The following is a 21,904-nucleotide window of genomic DNA, read 5'->3' on the forward strand; positions in this document are numbered from 1 at the left end:
CGTGCCCGCTCACGGTCCCCCGCCTCGCCGTGCCCTGCCCCTGCGGGATCCGGTTCCGCGGTCCAGGGCCCGATGCCCTCGCTGCCCGGGCGCCGGGCGTCAGGCGATGTGGTCCTCTTCCAGTTCCGCGGTGTGGCGGTTCTGGAAGCGCATGACCATGCGCTTGGCCTCGTCGGCGGGAAGGTCCCTGCCGAACTCCGCCTGGACGTTGTCGATCAGCTCACGCGGCGTCGGGTAGCTGCCGTTGATCGACTGGCGGAAGACCTGGTAGTAGTCCTCCTCCGTCGGCTCCGGTGCGGGGCTGCCGCCGCCGTCGCCCAGCTCGCGGGTGCGGCCGCCGGGCACCACCGGGATCGGGAAGCTTCCGGTCTGCTCGGGGGAGAAGTCCGCCTGCGCCGGGTCCTGCGGGTACTGCTCCTCGTACCACTGCTCGTACTGCTCCTCCGGGGTGTAGGAGGGGTCCGCGTACGACGTGTCGAAGGAGGGGTCGTAGTTGCCGTGGTACTCGACCTGGCGGGGGGTGTTGAACCACGGGGACCGCTCGTCGTCGGGCTCGGGGGGCAGATCCTCGAACCCGGGCGGCGGCATGCCCGCGCCGGGGCCGCCCGCCGGCTGCGGGCGCCGCTCGCCGGCCGGCGCCCCGCCCAGGGCGGCCCGGGCGCCCACGGCGGCGTTCTGGCCGCCCGCGGGCGCCACGCCGGAGGCCCGGTCGTCCGCGGCGGCCGCGCCGAGCGCGTCACGCTGCGCTGCCGGCGGCAGCAGCACCGGGTCGATGCCCGCCGCGGCCAGGCCGGCCCCGGCCGTCTGCGCCAGCGGCACGCCGTACTTCGCCAGACGCAGCGGCATCAGGGACTCCACCGGCGCCTTGCGCCGCCAGGCGCGGCCGAAGCGGGAGCGCAGGCGGGCCTGGTAGACGAGGCGTTCCTGCTCCAGCTTGATGACCTGGTCGTAGGAGCGCAGCTCCCACAGCTTCATGCGCCGCCACAGCAGGAACGTGGGTATCGGGGAGAGCAGCCAGCGCATCAGCCGGACGCCCTCCATGTGCTTGTCGGCGGTGATGTCGGCGATGCGGCCGATGGCGTGCCGGGCGGCCTCGACCGACACCACGAACAGCACCGGGATCACGGCGTGCATGCCGACGCCGAGCGGGTCGGGCCAGGCGGCGGCCCCGTTGAACGCGATCGTCGCCGCCGTGAGGACCCACGCCGTCTGGCGCAGCAGCGGGAACGGGATCCGGATCCAGGTCAGCAGCAGGTCCAGGGCGAGCAGGACGCAGATGCCCGCGTCGATGCCGATCGGGAACACGTAACTGAAGTTCCCGAAGCCCTTCTTGACGGCGAGCTCGCGGACGGCCGCGTACGACCCGGCGAAGCCGATGCCCGCGATGATGACGGCACCGGTCACGACCACGCCGATGAGAATCCGGTGCATCCGTGTCAGCTGTATGGGCGCGGCCACCCGTACTCCCCTCCCACTGCCTGATGTTGCGCGCAACAGGGTTGCACATGTGTGCGGTGTACGGGTGGCCGGTCGGCCGCCTCGGGTCCGCTTCGGTGCCGATTCGGTGCCGAAGCGCCGCCGTTTCGGCTCCGCCTCGGTTCCCGCCGGGTCCCTCCCGGGTGCGCCCGGTGTTCCTTTCGGGCGCTTCTCCGGGTGTTCGTCCCGAGTTCTCCCCCCGGCGCGCTCAGTTCTTCTTCGAGGCGGACGCGGACGGCTCGGCGGAGGCGGAGGTCGAGGCGGAGGGCTCGGGGCTCGACGAGGCGGTGTTGGCGGTCGACACCGCGGCGACGGCCTCCTTGGCCGCCTTCTGCGCGGCCTTCGTCAGCTCGGCGGCGTCCGGCGTCTTGTCGCCGGCCAGACCGGCACCGTTGTAGTCGAGGGTGACGACGACGTTCTCGACGCGGGCGACGACCGTCTGCTGCTTGAACGCGCCTTCCTTCTTCTTCAGGTCGTAGCTGACCGAGGTCGCCTCGTCGCCCGTGCCGGCGACCGGGGCGGCCTTGGTGTTCTTGGCGCCCGCCACCGCCTTGGCGTCCTTGATCTGCTTCTCGTAGTAGTCGTGGGCGAGCCGGTCGCCCTCGCCGCGCGTGGCGTCGGACTCGAAGCGCAGCAGGGAGACGTTGAGCCAGCGGAACTGCGAGCCCTTCACGCCGTTGTTGTCGAGGCTGCTCCAGGAGCAGCTGGCGCGGGTGGAGGTGTCGCTGGAGGTGCCCTCCTTGCCCGACTTCGCCTCCGGGACCAGGTCCTCCAGCGTCTTCTTCGACAGTACCCCGCACACCTTGGGCAGCTTGCGGTACGCCGCCGCCTGCACCGTCGGGGACGCGCTCACCGACGACGGCGTCTGCGTACCCGAGGCCTTCGCGCCGTCGCTCTCGCCGCCGGAGCCGGAGTCGCCGGAGGAGCAGCCGGCGGCGACCAGCATCACGGGCACGGCCGCCGCGCCGGCGAGGGCGCGCAGCCGCCGTGCGCGCTGCTCCTTCCCCCGCTGCCCGTAGCCGTAGGGCGCGGGGGCCGCCCCCTGATCGTCTCGCTGGTCTCGCTGGGCTCGTCGCTGCATGGTTCCTTCACTCATGACGCTCGTGGTTCCTGCGGTCGGACCGGGTCCGAGAGGTCACGGTACGCGGTGGGGGAGCCGCACTGCTGGCCTTCACGCCCATGACCGGGACACGGCAGGCGGGGGTGCGGGGGCGTCAGCCCGAGAGCGCGTCCGCCAGCCGGGCCGCCAGTTTCCGTGCCTTGTCCTGCATTTCCTTGCTGTCCGGCTCCGTCGCGGTGGTCGCCGGCTGCTCCTCGTACTCGATCGTCACGATGACGTTCGACGTGCGGAACGCCACAGTCACCTTGCGCCGCTTCGCGGTCGAACCGGACGGGGAGAGCCGGTCGTCGAGGAAGGCCTCGTCGCCGAGGTCGTCGAGGACCCGGGGGCGGAGGTCCTCCGAGGAGGAAGGGGAGGACGAAGGAGACGACCCGTCGGACGACGAGGGCGAGGAGACGGGGGAGGACGACCCCGAACCGGACCCCGAGGCCGAGGGCGTCGGGCCCACCCGTGCGCTCGACGTGGCGGACGGGGCGACGGACGCGCCGGCCTCGCCGGTGCCGGACGCCGAACCCGTCGGCTCCGGCAGGTCGGCCGCCGCCTGCTGTCCGGCGAAGAGCCGCTCCGCCTCGCTGTCGTCGCTGACGGTGTTGTCGTAGCTGACGACCCGTTCGAAGTCGACGTACAGGTGGTCCGTGGCGGTCGCGGACTCCACCTTCCAGCGGCAGCCCACCTTGCGGTCGGTGTCGTACGTCAGGATCGGGGTGCCCCGGTAGGCCTTGTTCTGCTGCTCCTCGTCGGCGATCTCCGCGATGCCGGGCAGCATCAGGTCCAGGGTGGCCGGGCTGACCGCACCGCACGGCTCGGGCAGGGTGCGGTACTTGCCGGGCTGCGCCTGGGCGCTCGCCGCGCCCGGTTCGCCCGGATCGGAGTTGTCCGAGCTGCCGCCGTCGCCCGTGCCACCGGTGCAGCCGGCCAGCAATGCCGCGAGGAGCGCGGCCGTGCCCGGTACGTAGGCCTTCCGCTGCACGGTGAGGCTCCTCTCGACGGCGGGGCTGGGCCCCATGTGCTCGGTCCTTCGGCGTCCCCGCTGCTTATTCGCTTGCTGCTCGGGGGCGCACCCTGACCACAATGTCTATCGCACGCACTGCCGTGGATGCCGGTCCGATGTCCTGTTCGTCGACCCTGGCGCCGGTTTTGCGATCTGAGGCTTTCATGTTGATTTCGGGGGAATGAGGAAAATATGTCCTTCGTGGAGATGCCGGGCGCCAAGGTCCCCATTCGTATGTGGGCCGACCCGGCGGCGGTGGAGGGCGCGGCGATGCAGCAGCTGCAGAACGTCGCGACCCTGCCGTGGATCAAGGGTCTGGCCGTCATGCCGGACGTCCACTTCGGCAAGGGCGCGACCGTCGGGTCCGTGATCGCCATGCAGGGTGCCGTGTGTCCGGCGGCGGTGGGCGTGGACATCGGCTGCGGCATGTCGGCGGTGAGGACCTCGCTGACCGTGAACGACCTGCCGGGGGACCTCTCGCGGCTGCGGTCGAAGATCGAGCAGGCGATTCCGGTGGGCCGCGGGATGCACGACGACGCCGTCGACCCGGGTCGGCTGCACGGCTTCCCGACCTCCGGGTGGGACGGCTTCTGGGGACGGTTCGACACGGTCGCCGACGCGGTGAAGTTCCGCGCGGAGCGGGCCACGAAGCAGATGGGCACGCTGGGTTCGGGCAACCACTTCGTCGAGGTGTGCACCGACACCGACGGCGCCGTCTGGCTCATGCTCCACTCCGGCTCCCGGAACATCGGCAAGGAACTCGCCGAGCACCACATCGGCATCGCCCAGAAGCTCCCGCACAACCAGGGCCTGGTTGACCGCGACCTGGCGGTCTTCGTGGCGGACACCCCGCAGATGGCGGCGTACCGCAACGACCTGTTCTGGGCGCAGGAGTACGCCGCGTACAACCGCTCGATCATGATGGCGCTCCTGAAGGACGTGGTCCGCAAGGAGTTCAAGAAGGCGAAGCCGGTCTTCGAGCCGGAGATCTCCTGCCACCACAACTACGTGGCGCAGGAGCGGTACGAGGGGATGGACCTGCTCGTCACCCGCAAGGGTGCGATCCGGGCCGGCTCCGGCGAGTTCGGCATCATCCCCGGCTCGATGGGCACCGGCTCCTACATCGTGAAGGGCCTCGGCAACGACCGCTCCTTCAACTCCGCCTCGCACGGTGCGGGTCGGCGCATGAGCCGCAACGCGGCCAAGCGGCGCTTCACGACCAAGGACCTGGAGGAGCAGACCCGGGGTGTGGAGTGCCGCAAGGACTCCGGCGTCGTCGACGAGATCCCCGGCGCCTACAAGCCGATCGAGCAGGTCATCGACCAGCAGCGGGACCTCGTCGCGGTCGTGGCGAAGCTGAAGCAGGTCGTCTGCGTCAAGGGCTGAGCCGCGGCGCCGGCGGCGTCGGGGGGCTGAACCTCCTCGCCGGCAGCGTCGAAGGTCGGGCCCCGTCGCCCCGTCGCCCCGTCGCCCCGAGCGTCACGGGGCGAGCCGCTTCTCCAGCAGCGTCACGGCGTACGGGCTGCCCGTGCCGTCCGTCTTCGCCGGCTGCTCGCCGACGACCCGGTAGCCCTCCGCCTCGTAGTAGGCGCGCAGGCGGGCGTTGGAGGCGAGGCAGTCGAGGCGGGCCCGACGGCGCCCTGCGGCGGCGATGCGCGCCTCGGCCTCGGCGAGCAGGGCGCGGCCCGAGCCCGGCGGGGCGGTGTGGGGGACGGTCATCAGACGGTGGATGTAACCCGCGTCGGGCGGACGCGGGCCCCAGGCGGCCTCGTCGGACCACCACAGCTCCCACGCGCCGGCGAGGTGCCCGCCGGCGTGTGCGAGCCAGACCTCGCCCTCGCGCATCCGGCGCACGAAGTGGGCCTCGTCCTTCTCGCCCGGCCGCCACTGCTCGATGCCGCGGGCCAGCTGCCACAGGGCGGCGGAGTCCCGCAGGCGGACCAGGGCGCGCGCGTCGGACGGCTCCGCCGTGCGGCAGGCCAGCGGGGCGCCGGGCGGGACGGGTTCGAGCAGGCGGGCGCGGAGCGTCGCGGCCAGGCGGGGTGCGTCCAGGCCCAGGGCACCGGTCACGTAGGCGTCGATGCTGCCGTGGCGTGCGGTCAGGGCGGCCAGGAACAGGCGCATCACCGCCTCCGGGGCGCGGCCGTAGCCCGGCCAGGCCGGCGTGCGGCCGTCGTTGCGGGCGCGCCATCGGGCCAGCAGGGCCGGTGCGGCCAGGTCCGTCAGGCTGAAGTCCTCCGCGATCGTCTGCTCGTCGACGCCGAGCAGGCCGAGGACCAGCGCCGCCAGTTGGCCCGTGCGGTCCTTGCCGGAGGCGCAGTGGAAGACCAGCGGGGTGTCCGACTCGGCGGCCCGGGCGACGAGTTCGAGGGCCCGGCGGATCTCCTCGGTGCCGTCCTCGGCGACCTCCATGAAGCGTTCGGCCAGGTACGGGCCGGGTTCGACGTCGTCGGCGAGCGAGGCCTGGTCGTAGGGGCGGTGCTCGATGCTCAGGTGGTGGTAGGTGAAGGAGGCGTGCGCCGGGATCCGGCCCTGGGACGCGATCTCCCACCCGTGGCGCAGGTCGATCACCGTGCCGATGCCGAGCGCGAGGAAGCGGTCCCAGTCGGGCGTGCCCTCGGCCAGTCCGCCGAGGGAGTCCGAGCGGTACAGGCGGCGCGGGCGGACGCGCCGGCCGCCGTCGGTGGTCCGGTAGCCGCCCAGGTCACGGAAGTTGTGCAGGCGGTCGAACGCCATGTGTCTGTCCACCGGTCGTGTCTCCCCCGAAGCCGTGGCTACTTGGCGTGCCGCACCGCATAGATCATCACGAACGCGACGAAGTGGATGCCGAAGAGGAAGTACGCCAGGAAGTACCAGACCTTGCGCTCGTCCTTCGTCTCCTGCTCCAGGCGCCGCCGCTCCAGGGACTCCGCCGCGGGCACCGTCGGGGAGGTCTCGGTGGAAACCTCCCCGGAGGTCTCCGCGGAGGTGCTTCCGCGCGGTTCGGCGGGCGGCTCGGCCGGTGTGTTCGCGGGCGCGGCGGGCGCGTCGTCGGTCATCACAGTTCCCGGTGCACCTTGGTGTTCGACGCCTGGGCCCGGGGCCGGACGACGAGCAGGTCGATGTTGACGTGCGGGGGGCGGGTGACGGCCCAGGTGATGGTGTCGGCCACGTCGTCGGCGGTCAGCGGGTCGGCGACCCCCGCGTAGACCTTGTCCGCCTTCTCCCGGTCGCCACCGAAGCGGGTCAGGGCGAACTCGTCGGTCCTGACCATGCCGGGCGCGACCTCGATCACGCGGACCGGCCTGCCGACGATCTCCAGGCGGAGCGTCTCGGCGAGGACATGGGCGCCGTGCTTGGCGGCCACGTACCCGGCACCGCCCTCGTAGGTGCCGTGGCCGGCGGTCGAGGAGACCACGACGACCGTGCCGTCGCCGCTCGCCTCCAGCTTGGGCAGCAGGGCCTGGGTGAGGTGCAGGGTGCCGAGGACGTTCGTCTCGTACATCGTGCGCCAGTCGTCGGGGTCGCCGGTGGCGACCGGGTCGGCGCCGAGCGCGCCGCCCGCGTTGTTGACCAGCACGCCGATCGTCCGGAACGCGGTGGCGAACTCGTCGACCGCGGCGCGGTCGGTCACGTCCAGCTGGTAGGCCGTCGCCGAGTGGCCTGCCTTCCCGATCTCCTCCGCCAGCGCCTCGATGCGGTCCTTGCGGCGGGCGGTGAGCACGACGCGGTAGCCGGCCGCGGCGAGCTGCCGTGCCGTGGCGGCGCCGATGCCGCTGCTCGCACCGGTGACGACGGCGATGCGTGAGGCGGCGGACGGGGCGGCGGTGGCCATGGGCAGCTCCTCGGGCGTGTGTGCGACGGGTCCGAGCCCAGGGTAGGCGACCGGAGCGGGGTCCCGGCCCGGTATGTGGCCGACCGGCCCCTGCTCAGGTCACCGCCGTCCGGTGGCCGGGTCAGCCGTTGCCGCGCGGCGCCCACATGATCACGGCCATGCCGGCCAGGCAGACCAGCGCGCCGGCCACGTCCCACCCGTCGGGCCGGTAGCCGTCGGCGACCGCGCCCCAGGTGAGCGAGCCGGCCACGAAGACGCCGCCGTAGGCGGCGAGGATGCGGCCGAAGTGGGCGTCGGGCTGGAAGGTGGCGGCGAAGCCGTAGGCCCCGAGGGCGAGGACCCCGCCGGCCGCCCACCACCAGCCGCGGTGCTCCCGCACCCCCTGCCAGACCAGCCAGGCGCCGCCGATCTCCAGGAGCGCGGCGACGACGAAGAGGGCGGCGGAGCGGAGGATCGGCATGCCCGCAGCGTGGCACATGCGTGTCACCTGTTGGAGGGCGCCTGTCCGGCTCCGTGCGTGGCATACATCCGTACGACCCGAGAACGTGACGGCGTGACGGATGTGAACAGCGCTGCGCGTGCGATGCATGTGATGCATGTGATGTGCGACGAACGCGACGAGTGAGGAGTGAGCGGCGTGCGGAGGCTTGTGATGTGGGGCGCGGCCCTGGCGGTGCTGGGGACGGTCGGGGCGGCCCCGCCCGTGGGTGCCGCCGTCCCGGAGGCCGACCTGGCCTACCACGGTGCGGCGGAGATGGCCGGGGGCCGGGTGGAGGTGGGGCTGAACCCGCGCAACCACGGGCCGTCGGCGGTGCCGGACGCCACCGTGCGACTGCGCTGGTCGGTGCCCCTCGCGGTGCGGCAGCCGTGGCTGCCGTCAGGATGCGCGCGGACGGCGGCCCGGGACGTGATGTGCCGGACGGGAAAGCTGGAGGCGGACGGGGTCGGGGAGCGGATCGAGCTGGCGGTGTTGTTGCGGGGGCGGCCCAGCGAGGTGCGGCTGGAGATCGACACGGTGTGGGGCGGCGGCGCCGTGGACCGCAACCGGGGCAACGACCGGCAGCGGGTGCTGGTGCTGGACACGGGGGACGCGTACACCTTCTGAAGCCGGTGCCGTGCGGGCCGGTCGCTTCACCGTACGATCTCTGCATCGCGCAAGGGAAAGGGTGCGGCTGATGTCGGGACAGGGGCGTGAGCGGCTGCTCGCGGAGCTGACGGGTGTCTCCCGCCGCTACATGGCCTCGTACGCCCTGTTCGATCAGGCCGTCGCCGACCACCTGGGACTGCACCCCACCGACCTGCAGTGCCTGAACCTGCTGACGCTGGAGGACGGCCCGGTGACCACGGGCCGGGTCGCGGAGCTCACCGGGCTGACGACCGGGTCGGCGACGCGGCTGGTGGACCGGCTGGAGCGGGCGGGCTACGTGCGCCGGGAGCGGGACGCGTCCGACCGGCGCAAGGTGCTGGTGGTCGCCGTACCGGAGAAGGTGGCGGAGTTCGGGCGGATGTGGGACCGGCTGGGTGCCCCTTGGCCGGCTCTCTTCGACGACCTGGACGAGACCGAACTCGCCCTGATCGTGGACCACATGAGGCGGACGGTGGAGCTGAGCGGGGAGCAGATCGCGCGCCTGCGCTCCGGCGGGCTCTGACGCCCGCGCAGGGGCGGGGCCTGCCGTCCGCGTGGCGGGGGCGCGTCCTCGCTCCCGCACGAGGGGCTCCCCCCGGCGGGCCCGGGGGGAGCCCACCGCCCCCGCCCCGGCTTCGCGTCCGCGGGCGCCGCCGGCCCGCGCACGTCCTACGGCTTCCGGCCGCCGCGGCCGGCCACCGCTTCCCGCTGCTCCTCCGCGCCGCCGCTCTCCGCGTCGTACTGCGCACGGGCCGCGTGGACCTCGTCGAAGTGCGCCTCCGCCCAGTCCTTCACCGCTCCCAGGAGCAGGGCGAGGCTGCTGCCGAGGGGTGTCAGCGCGTAGTCGACGCGGACCGGGACGGACGGGGTGACGGTGCGGGTGAGGAGCCCGTCGCGCTCCAGGGAACGCAGCGTCTGGGTGAGCATCTTCGGGCTCACACCCGCGATCTTCCGGCTGAGGTCGCTGTAGCGGAGCGGGCCCGGCGCCAGGGCGGCGACGACCAGGCCGACCCGCTTGTCGCCGAGTCGGCCGAGGAGCTGGTCGGTCGGGCAGTCGCGCAGGAAGGCGTCGTACGCGATACGTGCCTGCTCGCGGCGCTGGGCGGCGGTCGTGGTCGCCATGGCTCTCCTCGTCGGTGTCAACGCACTCTCGGGTAACGGTGCTGGTGCCCCAAGGGTGCCGCTGCGCCGGTGCGCCGCGGGCTCCACGGGCGGGGCGTCGCACCCGGTGGGCACGGTGAGAGCGGGGTAAGAAGCACCGCCGGTGAGTCGCCCGTCATGTCGGAGGGCCGGGTGGCCTTGGCAGACTGGGACCGTGCCCCACACCGTGCTGCTCGCCGAGGACGACCGCGCCATCCGCCATGCCCTGGAGCGCGCCCTGACCCTGGAGGGCTACCGGGTCACCGCGGTCGCCGACGGGGTCGAGGCGCTGGCGCAGGCGCACCTGTCACCGCCGGACGTGCTCGTCCTGGACGTGATGATGCCGGGCATCGACGGGCTCCAGGTGTGCCGCGTGCTGCGTGCCGAGGGCGACCGCACCCCGATCCTCATGCTCACCGCCCTCGTGGAGACCGCCGACCGGATCGCGGGGCTGGACGCGGGCGCCGACGACTACGTCGTCAAACCGTTCGACGTCGAGGAGGTCTTCGCCCGGCTGCGCGCGCTGCTGCGCCGCACCGGCCCGGCGGGGGAGCCGCCCGCCGAGGCGCCGAAGCCGTCCCCCGACCGCTCCCTGGAGGCGGCCGGCCTGCGGATGGACCCGCAGGCCCGGCGGGCCTGGCGCGGCGAGCGCGAGCTGGAACTGACCCGCACCGAGTTCGAGCTGCTGGAGCTGCTGGTCCGCAACGCCGGGATCGTCCTCGACCACGCCATGATCTACGACCGCATCTGGGGCTACGACTTCGGTCCCGGATCGAAGAACCTCGCCGTGTACGTCGGCTATCTGCGCCGCAAGCTCGACCAGCCCGACGCGCCTCAGCTGATCCACACGGTCCGCGGGGTGGGTTACGTGCTGCGGGAGGACTGAGTGGGCCGGCTGCGCCGGCTGCTGCCCCTACGGCGGCCGAGGCTGGTGTCGCTGCGCACCACTTTCGCGGTGTCGTTCGCGGCCGTGACCGCCGCCGTCACCGTGCTCGTCGGCATCCTCTCCTACAGCGCCGCCGCCGGACTGGTCCGCGTGGACCAGCAGTCCGTGTTCGACGAGGTCGTCGAGGACGTGCGCGGCGAGGTGCGGGCGCACCGGATGGCGCCGGAGGACTTCTTCTCCTCCGCGCCCGGCCACGACGTGGTCCGCCCCGCCCGGACGAACGTGCAGGTCCTCGGCCCGGACGGGGAGGTCTCCGACGGCGGCCTGCCCGCCCTGCCGGTCACCGGCACCGACCGGGAGATCGCGGGCGCGGTCGCCGCCGGGAGGCTGGCCGAGTCCAAGGACGTCGATGTCGGAAGCGACGTCTTCCGCGTCGCGACGGTCTCCCTCGGCGGCGGCCGGGGCGCGGTGCAGGTGGCGCAGGAGTTCAGCGGCACCGAGGACCTGCTCCGGTCGCTCCAGCAGCGCACCCTGGTCACGATGGCGGCGGTCGTACTGCTCGCCGGGCTGTTCGGCTGGTGGCTGGCCCGGCGCATCACCCGACGCCTGGTCGTGCTCACCGACGCCGCCGAGGACGTCGCCCGCACCCGCCGCCTCGGCGTCGAGGTGCCCGTCACCGGCTACGACGAGGTGGGCCGTCTCGGCCGCGCCTTCGACCGCATGCTGGGCCGGCTCGCGCAGTCGGAGGAGGACCAGCGCCGCCTCGTCCAGGACGCCGGGCACGAGCTGCGCACGCCGCTGACCTCGCTGCGCACCAACATCTCCCTGCTGCGCCGCATCGACGAACTGCCACCCGAGACCCGGGAGGAACTGGTCGCCGACCTGGGCCAGGAGGCCCGTGAGCTGACCGACCTGGTCAACGAGCTGGTCGATCTCGCCGCCGGCCAGTCCGACAGCGAGCCGCCGCAGACGGTGGACCTCGCCGACGTCGCCGAGGACGTGGCGGGCCTGGCGCGCCGCCGCACCGGACGGCGGATCGTGCTGCGGGCGAGCGGGGACACCACGGTGCACGGGCGACCGGGCCTGCTGCAGCGGGCGGTGTCCAACCTGGTGGAGAACGCCGCCAAGTTCGACCGCGACGGCACCGCACCCATCGAGATCACCGTCGCCGGGCCCGCCGTCCCGGGCCCGGTCCGGGTCGAGGTCCTCGACCGCGGCCCCGGTGTCGCCGACGGCGACCTGCTGCGGGTCTTCGACCGGTTCTACCGTGCCGCCGACGCCCGCTCCCTGCCCGGATCCGGCCTGGGTCTGTCCATCGTGCGCGAGGTGGCCCTCGCACACGGCGGCGCCCCCTTCGCCGCCCAGCGCGACGGCGGCGGCTCGGTCATCGGCTTCACCGTGGCCGGGGTGACCCCGCGCGTGGGCGGGTGAGCCGGCGGCCGGGGCGACGCGCGGACCCTCGGCCGCCGGGGGAGCCGCGGGGCGGCCGAGGCGCCTTGGGGCGCCGGGTTGCCGGGGTGGCCGGGGTGCGGCGGTGCGTGAAGGCGTCACGGTCTGCGCGGGAGCAGGGGAGGCAGGGGGGATGGGGCGCGACGTCGGCTCGTCGGCCGGGAGGTGGCGCGGCGGCGGCGCGGCGGGGTCTGCGGGGCGGAGGTCGACGCCGTGCGGGATTCGCGTCCGCGGGGAGCCGGGCCCGCGGGGGGTGGGCCCGGTTGCCCACCGCGCCGGCATGCCCGCAGCGCGGCGGGGTCTTCGGGTGGAGGCCGGGCGCGCCCGAACGGAGGACCCGGGGAGTCGGGCGGTGCCCGCTCCCCTGCCCGGGCCCCGAGGGCGGGCGCGCGGCCGAGCGGTTCGCCGGGTCAGCGGGACTTGCCGCGGTGCGCGGCGAGCTGTTCGTGGGCCCGTGCGTAGGCGTCCGCGTCGATCTCACCGGCGGCGAACCGGCGGTCGAGGATCTCCTCCGGGGTCTCGCGCCCGGGAGCGGCCGGAGGCACGCCGGCGCGGCCCGTCGGGTGCGTGAGGCGGACGACCGCCCACACGAGCAGGCCCACGAGCACGATCCACAACAGCGGCATGAAGGTCATCCAGGCCCAGCCGCCGCCGTCCCAGTACATCATCGCGTCCACCTCCCGGGGAGGCGTGTCGTGTCCGCTTCCGGTCCTCGCGGTCGCCGCTCCGCCCTCTCCTCCTCTCAGCCTCCGCGCGGACCGGGCCGCCCCGGCAGGGGCCCTTCGTCCCTGGCGGCGGGCCGAGCGGCACCGGTCGTCAGGGCGCGGGCGAAGCAGGCGGGGCCGAGGCGGACGGGGGCGAGGGGGCGGAGGCGGGCACGGCCCGGGAAGGGTGCGCGGGGCGGCGCAGTGTCTCGTCCATGCGGACGGCGACCACCAGCCCGGAGGCGGCGGTCAGGCCGGCGACCGCCCAGACGGCGGTGGTCGGGCCGTAGGCGTCGGCGAGGACGCCGGCCAGGAGGGCTCCGACGGCGAACCCGCCGTCGCGCCACAGCCGGTAGACCCCGACGGCGCGGGCCCGCCAGGCCGGGTGGGCGACGTCCCCGACGACGGCGAGCAGGGTGGGGTAGACCAGGGCGGTGCCGACCCCGAGGAGGACCTGGGCCACGGTCCACACCGGGACGGTGGTGCCGGCGGCGACGAGGCCGATGGCGCCCGCCTGGAGCAGCATCCCTGCGGTGATCAGGTGCTTGCGGCCGACGCGGTCGGACCACCAGCCGGTCACCAGCTGCCCGAACCCCCACACCGCCGGGTAGAGGGCGCTCAGTACGCCGATCTCGACGGCCGGCAGTCCGTGGGCGGCGAACAGCAACGGGAAGACACCCCAGGCCAGGGCGTCGTTGAGGTTGTTGACCAGGCCGGCCTGGGCGGCGGCGGACAGGGACCGGTCGCGGACGCTGGTGATCCGTGCGACCTCGGCGGTGCTCGGGTTCTCCCGGTGGCGCGGGTCGGTGGGGGCGGGGTGGCGGGCCGCCTCGGCGCGGGCGTGGTCGCGGGTCTCCCGCACGGCCAGCGTGGACAGGCCCAGGCCGAGGGCGGCACAGGCGATGCCCAGGAGGAACGGCTCGGGCCGCAGACCCGCGTGGTCGGCGAGGGCTCCGGTGGTCATCGCGGTGGCGGCGAGAGCGACGTATCCGGCGGCCTCGTTGAAGCCCATCGCCAGGCCGCGGCGCTGCGGGCCCACCAGGTCGATCTTCATGATGACCGTGGTGGACCAGGTCAGGCCCTGGTTGAGGCCGAGCAGCACGTTGGCGGCGATCACCCATCCCCAGGTCGGCGCCCAGATCAGCAGCAGCGGCACGGGCAGCGCGATCAGCCAGCCGGCGACCAGGACCGGCTTGCGTCCGTAGCGGTCGGAGAGGGTGCCGGCGAAGAAGTTGGTGACGGCCTTCGTGGCGCCGAAGGCGACGATGTACGTCAGTCCGGCGGTGGAGGCGGACAGGCCGAAGACCTGGTCGGCGAGGAGGGGCAGGACGACGCGTTCCTGGCCGAGCATGCCGCCGACGAGCGCGTTGACGGCGACGAGCAGCGCGAACTGGGCGAGGTTGGCCCGCAGACCCAGGCGCGGCCCGCTCCCGCTCGGGGCCGGCGCGGCCTCCCGCCCGGCCGGGTTCCGGGGGCGCGCGGAGGTCACGCGCCCTCCTCCGGTGGCCACCCGGTGCCCTCGACCGGGCCACCGGGGTCGCCGAGGCCGCCGGGTCCGGTCGGGTGGATCGGGTGGTCCTCGGCGAAGCCCATCGGTCGGATCCTCCTGGGGCGCGGATGCGGAATGCCGTCTGGTCACGGCACCCCCCGGCCCTCTATACTATTCCATGGATTTATGGAGGATGTCCCTGGTGGTGGTGTGGAGCCGTCCCCGGCGGCAGTGCCGCGGGGCGGGCCCCAGGGGCGCGCCGGCGCAGGCGGACACGGTGAGGAGCAGGATGAGGAACGCGGCGGAGGGCGGCGCTGCCGGCGGCGCGCCGGAGGATCGGGCGCCCAGCGCCCGCGACGGCGCCAAGGCGCGGCTGTACGAGGCGCTGGCGGCCAGCGGCAAGGCGCTGGCCAGCGGGAAACGCCTGGAACTGCTCGACCTGCTCGCCCAGGGCGAGCGCACCGTGGACGCCCTGGCGAAGGCGGCCGGACTGAACCTGACCACCGCCTCGGCCCACCTCCAGACCCTCAAGCAGGCCGGGTTCGTCGCCACCCGCCGTGAGGGCGTGCGCATCCACTACCGCCTCGCCGGGGAGGACGTGGCCCGCCTGTTCGCGCTGCTGCGCACGGTCGCCGAGAACCACCAGGCCGCCGTGCCCGGCGCGCGGGACGCCTATCTCGGCCACGACGGCGCGGCCGAGGTGGGCCGCGCGGAGCTGCGGGCCCGCGTGGCCGCCCGGGACGTCGTGGTGCTGGACGTGCGGCCGGCGGAGGAGTACCGCGCCGGGCACGTCCCCGGTGCGATCTCCATCCCCGTCGGGGAACTGGCCGACCGGATCGGAGAGCTGCCCGGGACGACGGAGATCGTCGTCTACTGCCGCGGCGCGTACTGCGCCCTCGCCCACGACGCGGTGCGGCTGCTGACCGACCGCGGACGGCGGGCCATCCGCCTCCACGACGGCATGCTCGAATGGCGCCTCGCCGGTGAGCCCGTCGAGAGCGGAGGCGCGGGCGAGGCGCCGGGCGGTGCGCCGGAGGCGGGCGACCTGCCCGCCGGTGCCGCAGGTCCGGGCGATGAGTTCGCCGGGGAAGCGGGCGCGGGGGACGGGCCCGCCGGGGCCGCCGACGCGGGCCGCTCGTCCGCCGGGGGCGTGGGCGCGGACGACGGGACCACCGGTGCGGCCGGGACGGGCGTCGAGAACGGGGAGCGGGCGTGACCGGCACCGCTCCCGCCGGCGCACCGGCCGCGACATCCGACGCCGACCCGGCGCAGCGGCGCGTTCTGCGCGTGCTGGTCGCCGCCCAGGTCCTCAGCGGGGCGGGTCTGGCCGCCGGCGTGACCGTCGGTGCCCTCCTCGCGCAGGACATGCTGGGCACCACCAGCCTCGCCGGTCTGCCCAGCGCCCTGTTCACGGCCGGATCCGCGCTCGCCGCCGTCGCCGTCGGCCGTGTCTCCCAGGCCCGCGGACGCCGCCCGGGCCTGGCCGCCGGATACCTCGCGGGGGCCGCCGGCTCCGCCGGCGTCATCGTCGCCGCCGTCCTGGACAGCCCGGTCCTGCTGTTCCTCGCCCTGTTCGTCTACGGCGCGGGCTCCGCGACCAACCTCCAGGCCCGGTACGCCGGCGCCGACCTCGCCCGGCCCGACCACCGTGCCCGAGCCGTGTCCACCGTCCTGGTCGCCACCACCCTCGGCGGCGTCGCCGGCCCCAACCTCGCCGCACCCACCGGCAGCCTCGCCGCCACCCTCGGCATCCCCTTCCTGGCCGGCCCCTTCCTGCTGTCCGGCGCCGCCTACGCGCTCGCCGCGCTCGTCCTTGCCGTCCGGCTGCGCCCCGATCCGCTGCTCCTGGCCCGGACCCGTGCCGCGGGCGGGGAGAGCGGCGCCCCCGACGACACCGCGCAGGCCGCCGACCGCGCGGGCGGAGCACGCCCGGGCGTGCTCCTCGGGGCGCTCGTCATGGTCCTGTCGCAGCTCGTCATGGTCGCGATCATGACGATGACGCCGGTCCATCTGCACGACCACGGTCACGGCACCGGCGCCGCGGGCGTGGTGATCGCCCTCCACATCGGAGCCATGTACCTGCCCTCGCCGCTGACGGGCCGGCTCGTGGACCGGGCCCGCGCCCGGCGCAGGGCACGCGGCGGGACCTCCGACGGCGCCCTGACGATCGCCGTGGCCTCCGGGATCACCCTGCTGGCCGCCGGTGTCGTCGCCGCCACGGCGCCCGGGGACTCCGTCGCGCTCCTCGCGTTCGCGCTGGTCCTGCTCGGCCTCGGCTGGAACCTCGGCCTCGTCTCCGGCACGGCGATCATCACCGACGCCGTGCCGCTCGCCACCCGTGCCCGGACCCAGGGCATGGTCGACGTGTCCATCGCCGTCGCCGGTGCCACCGGCGGGCTCAGCTCGGGCGTCGTCATGGCCCAGGCCGGCTATCCGGTGCTCGCGCTCACCTGCGGTGTGCTCGCGCTCGCCGTCCTGCCCGCCGTCGCCGCCACCGCCTACCGCCGCTGATCGTCCGCGCCGGTGTCGTCGCCCGGTCGCGCCAGGAACCGGTCCAGCGGAGGCTCCACCGCCAGGACGGCGCCGATGGTCACCGCGAAGGTGACCGCGGCGCAGAGGACGATCAGCCAGGACAGCACGGTGAGGACCAGGCCGAGGGAGCCGTACTCGCCCAGGGCGCGGTTGAGCGCGGTCGGCATGTACAGCCGCGCGGTCAGCGCGAGGGCGCTGGTGGCGGCCGCGGCCAGGAGCGCGCCCGGCAGCAGCGGCAGCCAGGACACGCGGCCGGCCGGCAGCAGGTGCTGCGTCCACAGCCACACGCCCGTGCTCGCCAGGAGGACGAGCGGGGCGCCGAGCCACATGCCGGCTCCGAGGCCGTCGCGGAGGGGGCCCAGCAGCAGCACGGCCGGCACCAGCACCAGGAGCCAGACCACCCAGCGCCAGGCCGCGATCCGCGTTCCGGCCCTCGGCAGACCCCAGGCCCGCTCGCAGACCCGGGCCATGGCCCTGCTGAAACCGGTGGCGGAGACCAGCGCCACCACCAGCCCGACGATGCCGGTCGTCTCGCGCAGGGCGGCGTCGGTGGAGTCCCCCAGCACCTCCTGGAGCGCCTGGTCGGACCGGCCGGCCAGACCGAACATGGTGCGCAGCGAAGCCAGGAACTGCTCGCGGACGCTGTGCGGGGTGAACGCGGCCAGGGCGAACAGCAGGGGCACGGCGGCGAGGAACGCCTGAGCCGCGAGCCGGGTCGCCGCGTCGAGGAGATTCGCCGACAGCAGACGGCCCGTCAGCGTGGTCACGACGGGCAAGCGCCGCTCGGCGTGGTCGCGCAGACGCTTGAGCCGCGCCGTCCACGCCATGCCGCCTCCCACCGGTGCACCGCGCCCTCGAAGGCCGGTCAAGGTGCCGCCCACCGCCGACGTCGAGCGGTGCCGGCCCGATCGGGGGTGCCGCTTCGGTGCCCGTACCGAGGCGGTGGGGTGAGCCGCGTTCCCGACGGCACCGTCGCGGAACCCGATTCCCCCGGGCGGAGTACGTCCTGCCGGCGTACGCCCCTTCCCCGCCCGGCCTACGCCCGCTCGTGCCGGCCCTGGGGGCGGGCCGGGGCGGGGGCACTGGCCCAGAGCGCCCCGCCGTAGGCCGGCAGCGTCCTCAGCAAGGGAGACCGACTTGTCCCAGAGCACCGAGCCCCGGGCGGCGGAGCCGGCGATCGCGTCGGCCGACCAGGGTGTCCGGGACCGATCCGCCTTCGACGACACCCGGGACCTGGAGGACGCGCGGCGCGGCTTCATGGGCACAGCGCGGCAGAGTGTGATCCCCGACGCCGACGGGCGCACCGTGTGGGACCTCGACGCCTGCGGATTCCTGGACCGGGACTGCCCCGACACCGCCAACCCCAGCCTGTGGCGGCTCAACCCGTGGCCAGGCCGCTCACCGCGTCGCCGATGATCTTCACGCCGAGCACGACCAGCAGCGTCGTCATGATCGCGGCGTTGTGCGCGGCCATCCACTCCTTCCACCCGGCCAGCACGCTCGCGGACCGGTCACCCCCGGCCAGGTACACCCCGAGGGGAACCTAGGGTGCACAGGGAGGCGATCAGCACCATCAGGACCGCGGCGACCGCTCGGCCGCCCGCAGTGGCGTCGGCCCCGGCGATCCCCACGGCGCCGCTGACGGCCAGCACGAGGTTCTTCGGGTTGGCGACCGCCAGCGCCGCGGCCAGAACAGCCGCCCGGGCCGGGGTGAAGGAATCGATCGACCGCATCCAGCCGGGCGTCGCGGCGGCCTGCCCGTCCCGCGGTCGCTCCCGCCACTGCCGGGCGCCCAGCAGCAGGAACAGCAGGCCGAGGGCCAGGTGCAGCCAGTACGTCCACTGCGCGGGGCCGTCGTCGCCCTCGGCCGACGCCCCCGTGCCCAGCAGGACGACGGCGCAGACCAGCACCGACAGCGACAGCGTCCAGGCCGCCGCGAACGCGATGCCGTTGCCCCGCCCGCGCGGTGCGGACAGCATCAGCACGATGGCGATCAGCGGGACGGGGCTGATGGCGATGCCGACGGCCGGGGCGAGCATCTGCCCGATCGCGTCCAGCACGGCGGCGCCCGGCCTACTCGGCGAAGACTTCGCGCAGTTTGGCCTCCTGCTCGCTGTCCAGGTTCGACTGGATCAGCTGCGCGTGACCGCCGGCGAAGGCCTCCTTCACACGGTCGACGACGGCGTCCTGCGACAGCAGGAACAGCGCCGACGTCCCCGGTGTCACCTGGGACTTCACCGAGTCGATGAAGTCGTCGTCGATGCCGACGTCACTCATCTTGCCGCCGAGCGCGCCCGCGGCGGCACCCACGGCGGCGCCGAACAGGGGCATCAGGAAGATCAGGCCGAAGAGCATGCCCCAGAACATGCCCGACAGGGCGCCCACTCCGGTGAGGCTGTTCAGTTGACGGGTCTTCGGCTTCTTCGCGCCCTCGGGCCAACTGGCCACCGCCGCGTCGACGACCTTGATCAGCTCCTGCTTCTGCAGCTGGAGCAGGCCGTTCTCGGCTGCTTCCGCGCCCTCGGGCGTATCGAACTTCCAGACGGTCAGGGTGGCCATGGACGTCCTCCGGGACATGACTGCCGGTTGCGATGGATGCCCCTCAGTAAACGCGCGCCCGACATGGCGCGCATGTCGGGCCATCAGCCATTTGTCCTCACAGGCGATTGAGAACCCTCCTGAAATAGCCCCAACGGCCTACCTCTGCTCGCGCGCGAGCGCTCGCGACGGTGCGCTGGCAGAAGAGCGGTCGCAGCGATCGCGGCGATCGGCGGCCGAACGGCCGCGGTGACGGCCTGCGGCGCAGCCGCGGCGACGGCGCGGCCGGTTCGACGAGGAGGCACGGGTGGCGGACGGCAACGGACTCCCGGACGAGAACGCGGAACAAGGCGAACTGGAGGAACTGCGGGCCCGGGTGGCCGCCCTGGAGAGCGAGGGGGCCCGGCCGCCGCGGCACCGGGGCCGCTCCTTCCTCGCCGCGGTCCTCCTCATCATCGGCTGCATCCTCGCTCCCCTGGCCGTCGTCGCCGCATGGGCCGCCGACCAGGTCGGGGACACCGACCGCTATGTCGCCACCGTCGCCCCGCTGGCCTCCAACCCCGATGTCCAGGCCGCCGTCGCCAACCGGGCCACCGACGCGCTGATGGCGAGGATCGACCTGCAGTCCCTGCTCGCCGACCTTCCCGTCGAGGACCGGCCGCTGGTGGAGAAGGCGCTGGGCCCGCTCGCCGACTCCCTGGAGGGAGCGCTCCGCAGCTTCGTGGAGGACAGGGCACAGGCGATCGTCGCCTCGGACGCCTTCCGGACGCTGTGGATCGAGGCCAACCGCCGTGTGCACAGCGCCGTCGAGAAGGCCCTCACGGGCAGCGGCGGCGGAGCCGTGGAGCTCACGAACGACACCGTCACCGTCGACCTCGCGCCCCTGATCGACCAGGTCAAGCAGCGTCTGGTCGACCAGGGCCTGACCGTCGTCGGGCGCATCCCCGAGATCCACACGAACTTCACCCTCGTCCGGTCCGACCAGATCGGCAAGATCAAGACGTACGTCCGGCTGCTGCAACTCGCCGGCAACTGGCTGCCGGTGATCGCCGTCCTCCTGATCGCCGCCGGCGTCCTCCTCGCGGTCCGGCGCCGCAGAGCACTGGTCGCGGCCTCCCTCGCCGCCGCGTTCGCTGTCCTCCTGCTCGGCGTCGGGCTGCGGATCTTCCGCGTGATCTACCTCGACCACCTCCCGGCCGACATCTCGCAGGACGCGGCGGGCGCGGTGTACGACACCCTCACGCGCTTCCTCCAGACCTCCGTGCGGGTGGTCATCGCCCTCGGCGTCGTCATCGCCCTCGGCGCCTGGCTCACGGGGCCGGGGCGGCGCGCGGGACTGGTGCGGGGGTTGTGGACCTCCGGCATCGGCGCGGTGCGCACCACGGCGGACCGGGCCGGTATGCGCACCGGCCCGGTGGGACCGTTCGTACGGCGCTACCGCACCTGGATCACCTGGACACTGGTGGCCGTGGTGGTCCTGGTGTATCTGCTGTGGTCCTACCCCACCGGGTGGGTGGTCGTCGGTCTGGCGCTGCTGCTGCTGTTCCTGCTGGCCGTGGTGGAGTTCCTCGCCGCTCCGGAGGCGGCCGACGAGCAGCACCCGGGGCAGCACCCCGACCACGCGGCCGCCTGAGACCGGCTCACCGCGTGGTGACCGCCCGCGGAGGACCCGCGCACCCCGTCACGAGCACAGCGGACGGCCCCTGCCGTCGTGGAGGGGGCCGTCCGGACGAGGGCCGGTGAGGAGCCCGAGCCGAGGGACGAAGCCCGGAGCCGGAGACCGAGGACGGACCGGCTCCGCAGACCGAGGAGCCGGAGACCGGGGGCCTGGAACCGGGGAGTCGGCCCCCGGGGACCGAGCCCCGAACCGGGTGATCGGTCCCGGACACCGCGGTCCGGAACCGGGGAGTCGGTCCCGGACACCGGGGAACCGCCCGGCCCACCCCCGCGAACCGGGCGGGACGGGCCGCGGGCCGGTCTTCGGCCCGTCCCTGCGGTCAGTACCGCAGGGCGGCCCCGACGTCGGCCTTCACGGTTCCGGAGAGGGTGTGGGTGCTGCGCGCCGTCGCCTCGCCGGAGGACCCGGCGGCCACGTCGGAGACGGTCACCACGACCACGTCGAGCAGTTTCCCGTCGCTGTTGCGGAAGTCGACCTGGACGGCGAAGGACTGCTCGCTGTCCGCGGTGTTGTCCGCCGTCACGGTGACGGTGGTGCGCCCGCTGTCGTCCGTGCTCGGTTCGCCGAGCTTCACGTCGTCCTTGGCGTCGATGCCGTTCTTGATCGACTCCAGCGTCCGCCCCACCTCCGCGGTGGCCGAGGCGAGCGCCGAGGCGCCCTGGGAGGCCAGCGACGAGGCCGCCGCGGTGACTTCCGCGCCCACGGACGAGGCCGCCGAGGCCGCCTTGCTCGCTGCGTCGGACGTGCCGCCTCCGCCGTCGTCCGAGCAGCCGCTCAGCCCCGCGGCCAGCACCACCGCCAGCACGGCCACCGTCGTGCCACGCGTCACCTGTCCGGCCATGCCGCCTCCTGTCTCCGCCTGCTCGGGTCTGCACTCCACCTCAGTGAAGTGCCGCCCGGCACCGGCCGCACGCCCAGGGGACCGCCCAGGGGACAGGGAAGGGCAGGTGATTCACACCAA

General features: G+C 74.2%; 24 protein-coding genes. 9 read left to right on the forward strand and 15 right to left on the reverse strand.

Annotated elements, in window-relative coordinates; genetic code table 11:
• Window positions 1-99 precede the first annotated feature (99 nt).
• The 3 genes from JS756_RS21205 to JS756_RS21215 all read right to left on the reverse strand — a co-directional run bounded on the left by JS756_RS21205 (window position 100) and on the right by JS756_RS21215 (window position 3,566).
• Entirely contained in the window at window positions 100-1,431 is a 1,332-nt protein-coding gene (locus tag JS756_RS21205) for a DUF2637 domain-containing protein (protein WP_205384833.1), read from the reverse strand.
• Between the two features lie 253 nt (window positions 1,432-1,684).
• Window positions 1,685-2,572 carry a DUF3558 family protein gene (locus tag JS756_RS21210; protein ID WP_205384729.1) on the reverse strand — a complete coding sequence of 296 codons (888 nt, stop codon included), beginning with the start codon at window positions 2,570-2,572 and terminating at the stop codon, window positions 1,685-1,687.
• Between the two features lie 118 nt (window positions 2,573-2,690).
• Window positions 2,691-3,566 carry a DUF3558 domain-containing protein gene (locus JS756_RS21215; RefSeq protein ID WP_205384834.1) on the reverse strand — a complete coding sequence of 292 codons (876 nt, stop codon included), beginning with the start codon at window positions 3,564-3,566 and terminating at the stop codon, window positions 2,691-2,693.
• Window positions 3,567-3,779: 213 nt separating this feature from the next.
• Between JS756_RS21215 and JS756_RS21220 the strand changes: the two genes are divergently transcribed.
• The gene (locus tag JS756_RS21220) at window positions 3,780-4,973 is read left to right on the forward strand and encodes an RtcB family protein (protein WP_205384730.1); all 1,194 of its coding nucleotides are present in this window, start codon (window positions 3,780-3,782) and stop codon (window positions 4,971-4,973) included.
• Window positions 4,974-5,066: 93 nt separating this feature from the next.
• Here JS756_RS21220 and JS756_RS21225 read toward each other — a convergent pair whose 3' ends face one another.
• From JS756_RS21225 to JS756_RS21240, 4 genes are all read right to left on the reverse strand, one after another.
• Window positions 5,067-6,335, reverse strand: a complete 1,269-nt coding sequence (locus tag JS756_RS21225) for a tyrosine-protein phosphatase (RefSeq protein WP_205384731.1) — start codon at window positions 6,333-6,335, stop codon at window positions 5,067-5,069.
• A 26-nt stretch (window positions 6,336-6,361) separates the two neighbouring features.
• Window positions 6,362-6,625, reverse strand: coding sequence for a hypothetical protein (locus tag JS756_RS21230; RefSeq protein WP_205384843.1), 264 nt, complete (start codon window positions 6,623-6,625; stop codon window positions 6,362-6,364).
• Entirely contained in the window at window positions 6,625-7,401 is a 777-nt protein-coding gene (locus tag JS756_RS21235) for an SDR family NAD(P)-dependent oxidoreductase (protein ID WP_205384732.1), read from the reverse strand. Before JS756_RS21235 ends, JS756_RS21230 begins: the two co-directional genes overlap by 1 nt.
• A gap of 121 nt (window positions 7,402-7,522) precedes the next feature.
• Window positions 7,523-7,861 (reverse strand): YnfA family protein, encoded by a 339-nt coding sequence (locus JS756_RS21240; protein WP_205384733.1) that lies wholly within the window; start codon window positions 7,859-7,861, stop codon window positions 7,523-7,525.
• A 192-nt stretch (window positions 7,862-8,053) separates the two neighbouring features.
• Here JS756_RS21240 and JS756_RS21245 point away from each other — a divergent pair, with 192 nt between their 5' ends.
• Together JS756_RS21245 and JS756_RS21250 are read left to right on the forward strand one after the other, a co-directional pair.
• Window positions 8,054-8,506: a hypothetical protein gene (locus JS756_RS21245; RefSeq protein WP_205384835.1), complete on the forward strand. Its 453-nt coding sequence runs from the start codon at window positions 8,054-8,056 to the stop codon at window positions 8,504-8,506.
• Between the two features lie 70 nt (window positions 8,507-8,576).
• Window positions 8,577-9,050 (forward strand): MarR family winged helix-turn-helix transcriptional regulator, encoded by a 474-nt coding sequence (locus tag JS756_RS21250; RefSeq protein WP_205384734.1) that lies wholly within the window; start codon window positions 8,577-8,579, stop codon window positions 9,048-9,050.
• Between the two features lie 146 nt (window positions 9,051-9,196).
• Here the strand turns inward: JS756_RS21250 and JS756_RS21255 are convergent, their stop codons facing one another.
• On the reverse strand, window positions 9,197-9,649 hold the full coding sequence (locus JS756_RS21255) for a winged helix-turn-helix transcriptional regulator (RefSeq protein WP_205384735.1): 453 nt from the start codon (window positions 9,647-9,649) through the stop codon (window positions 9,197-9,199).
• A gap of 193 nt (window positions 9,650-9,842) precedes the next feature.
• Here JS756_RS21255 and JS756_RS21260 point away from each other — a divergent pair, with 193 nt between their 5' ends.
• Both JS756_RS21260 and JS756_RS21265 read left to right on the forward strand, forming a co-directional pair.
• Entirely contained in the window at window positions 9,843-10,553 is a 711-nt protein-coding gene (locus JS756_RS21260; protein ID WP_205384736.1) for a response regulator transcription factor, read from the forward strand.
• Entirely contained in the window at window positions 10,554-11,984 is a 1,431-nt protein-coding gene (locus JS756_RS21265; protein ID WP_205384737.1) for a HAMP domain-containing sensor histidine kinase, read from the forward strand.
• A gap of 428 nt (window positions 11,985-12,412) precedes the next feature.
• Here JS756_RS21265 and JS756_RS21270 read toward each other — a convergent pair whose 3' ends face one another.
• On the reverse strand, window positions 12,413-12,670 hold the full coding sequence (locus JS756_RS21270) for an SHOCT domain-containing protein (protein WP_240204120.1): 258 nt from the start codon (window positions 12,668-12,670) through the stop codon (window positions 12,413-12,415).
• Window positions 12,671-12,818: 148 nt separating this feature from the next.
• Entirely contained in the window at window positions 12,819-14,195 is a 1,377-nt protein-coding gene (locus JS756_RS21275) for an MFS transporter (RefSeq protein ID WP_205384739.1), read from the reverse strand.
• Window positions 14,196-14,484: 289 nt separating this feature from the next.
• Between JS756_RS21275 and JS756_RS21280 the strand changes: the two genes are divergently transcribed.
• Together JS756_RS21280 and JS756_RS21285 are read left to right on the forward strand one after the other, a co-directional pair.
• A complete protein-coding gene (locus tag JS756_RS21280; protein WP_240204121.1) occupies window positions 14,485-15,411 on the forward strand; it encodes an ArsR/SmtB family transcription factor in 927 nt (308 codons plus the stop codon).
• On the forward strand, window positions 15,408-16,706 hold the full coding sequence (locus JS756_RS21285) for an MFS transporter (RefSeq protein ID WP_205384740.1): 1,299 nt from the start codon (window positions 15,408-15,410) through the stop codon (window positions 16,704-16,706). Before JS756_RS21280 ends, JS756_RS21285 begins: the two co-directional genes overlap by 4 nt.
• Here JS756_RS21285 and JS756_RS21290 read toward each other — a convergent pair.
• Window positions 16,694-17,554: a YhjD/YihY/BrkB family envelope integrity protein gene (locus JS756_RS21290; protein WP_205384741.1), complete on the reverse strand. Its 861-nt coding sequence runs from the start codon at window positions 17,552-17,554 to the stop codon at window positions 16,694-16,696. The two genes, JS756_RS21285 and JS756_RS21290, sit on opposite strands and share 13 nt — an antisense overlap.
• A gap of 310 nt (window positions 17,555-17,864) precedes the next feature.
• Between JS756_RS21290 and JS756_RS21295 the strand changes: the two genes are divergently transcribed.
• Window positions 17,865-18,143 (forward strand): hypothetical protein, encoded by a 279-nt coding sequence (locus tag JS756_RS21295; RefSeq protein ID WP_205384742.1) that lies wholly within the window; start codon window positions 17,865-17,867, stop codon window positions 18,141-18,143.
• Here JS756_RS21295 and JS756_RS38080 read toward each other — a convergent pair.
• From JS756_RS38080 to JS756_RS21305, 3 genes are read right to left on the reverse strand one after another with little or no spacing between them, the layout of a single operon-like run.
• Window positions 18,106-18,258, reverse strand: a complete 153-nt coding sequence (locus JS756_RS38080; RefSeq protein WP_368861107.1) for a sulfite exporter TauE/SafE family protein — start codon at window positions 18,256-18,258, stop codon at window positions 18,106-18,108. The genes JS756_RS21295 and JS756_RS38080 overlap by 38 nt on opposite strands.
• A complete protein-coding gene (locus JS756_RS21300) occupies window positions 18,239-18,787 on the reverse strand; it encodes a GAP family protein (RefSeq protein ID WP_307790869.1) in 549 nt (182 codons plus the stop codon). Before JS756_RS21300 ends, JS756_RS38080 begins: the two co-directional genes overlap by 20 nt.
• A 13-nt stretch (window positions 18,788-18,800) precedes the next feature.
• Window positions 18,801-19,286, reverse strand: a complete 486-nt coding sequence (locus tag JS756_RS21305; RefSeq protein WP_205384743.1) for a DUF1269 domain-containing protein — start codon at window positions 19,284-19,286, stop codon at window positions 18,801-18,803.
• A 286-nt stretch (window positions 19,287-19,572) separates the two neighbouring features.
• Here JS756_RS21305 and JS756_RS21310 point away from each other — a divergent pair, with 286 nt between their 5' ends.
• On the forward strand, window positions 19,573-20,898 hold the full coding sequence (locus JS756_RS21310; protein WP_205384744.1) for a hypothetical protein: 1,326 nt from the start codon (window positions 19,573-19,575) through the stop codon (window positions 20,896-20,898).
• 364 nt (window positions 20,899-21,262) lie between these two features.
• Here the strand turns inward: JS756_RS21310 and JS756_RS21315 are convergent, their stop codons facing one another.
• Window positions 21,263-21,784, reverse strand: a complete 522-nt coding sequence (locus JS756_RS21315; protein ID WP_240204122.1) for a hypothetical protein — start codon at window positions 21,782-21,784, stop codon at window positions 21,263-21,265.
• Between the last annotated feature and the right edge of the window lie 120 nt (window positions 21,785-21,904).

The organism is Streptomyces actuosus, assembly GCF_016921115.1.
GTDB classification, from domain to species: Bacteria; Actinomycetota; Actinomycetes; order Streptomycetales; family Streptomycetaceae; genus Streptomyces; species Streptomyces actuosus_A.

What these genes read in the sequence shown, in the direction of transcription:
- JS756_RS21205 (WP_205384833.1), bottom strand. Translation starts at nt 1,431, where the DNA reads ATGCACCGGATTCTCATCGGCGTGGTCGTGACCGGTGCCGTCATCATC.
- JS756_RS21210 (WP_205384729.1), bottom strand. Translation starts at nt 2,572, where the DNA reads ATGAGTGAAGGAACCATGCAGCGACGAGCCCAGCGAGACCAGCGAGAC.
- JS756_RS21220 (WP_205384730.1), top strand. Translation starts at nt 3,780, where the DNA reads ATGTCCTTCGTGGAGATGCCGGGCGCCAAGGTCCCCATTCGTATGTGG.
- JS756_RS21230 (WP_205384843.1), bottom strand. Translation starts at nt 6,625, where the DNA reads ATGACCGACGACGCGCCCGCCGCGCCCGCGAACACACCGGCCGAGCCG.
- JS756_RS21235 (WP_205384732.1), bottom strand. Translation starts at nt 7,401, where the DNA reads ATGGCCACCGCCGCCCCGTCCGCCGCCTCACGCATCGCCGTCGTCACC.
- JS756_RS21240 (WP_205384733.1), bottom strand. Translation starts at nt 7,861, where the DNA reads ATGCCGATCCTCCGCTCCGCCGCCCTCTTCGTCGTCGCCGCGCTCCTG.
- JS756_RS21245 (WP_205384835.1), top strand. Translation starts at nt 8,054, where the DNA reads ATGTGGGGCGCGGCCCTGGCGGTGCTGGGGACGGTCGGGGCGGCCCCG.
- JS756_RS21250 (WP_205384734.1), top strand. Translation starts at nt 8,577, where the DNA reads ATGTCGGGACAGGGGCGTGAGCGGCTGCTCGCGGAGCTGACGGGTGTC.
- JS756_RS21255 (WP_205384735.1), bottom strand. Translation starts at nt 9,649, where the DNA reads ATGGCGACCACGACCGCCGCCCAGCGCCGCGAGCAGGCACGTATCGCG.
- JS756_RS21270 (WP_240204120.1), bottom strand. Translation starts at nt 12,670, where the DNA reads ATGATGTACTGGGACGGCGGCGGCTGGGCCTGGATGACCTTCATGCCG.
- JS756_RS21280 (WP_240204121.1), top strand. Translation starts at nt 14,485, where the DNA reads ATGAGGAACGCGGCGGAGGGCGGCGCTGCCGGCGGCGCGCCGGAGGAT.
- JS756_RS21290 (WP_205384741.1), bottom strand. Translation starts at nt 17,554, where the DNA reads ATGGCGTGGACGGCGCGGCTCAAGCGTCTGCGCGACCACGCCGAGCGG.
- JS756_RS21305 (WP_205384743.1), bottom strand. Translation starts at nt 19,286, where the DNA reads ATGGCCACCCTGACCGTCTGGAAGTTCGATACGCCCGAGGGCGCGGAA.
- JS756_RS21315 (WP_240204122.1), bottom strand. Translation starts at nt 21,784, where the DNA reads ATGGCCGGACAGGTGACGCGTGGCACGACGGTGGCCGTGCTGGCGGTG.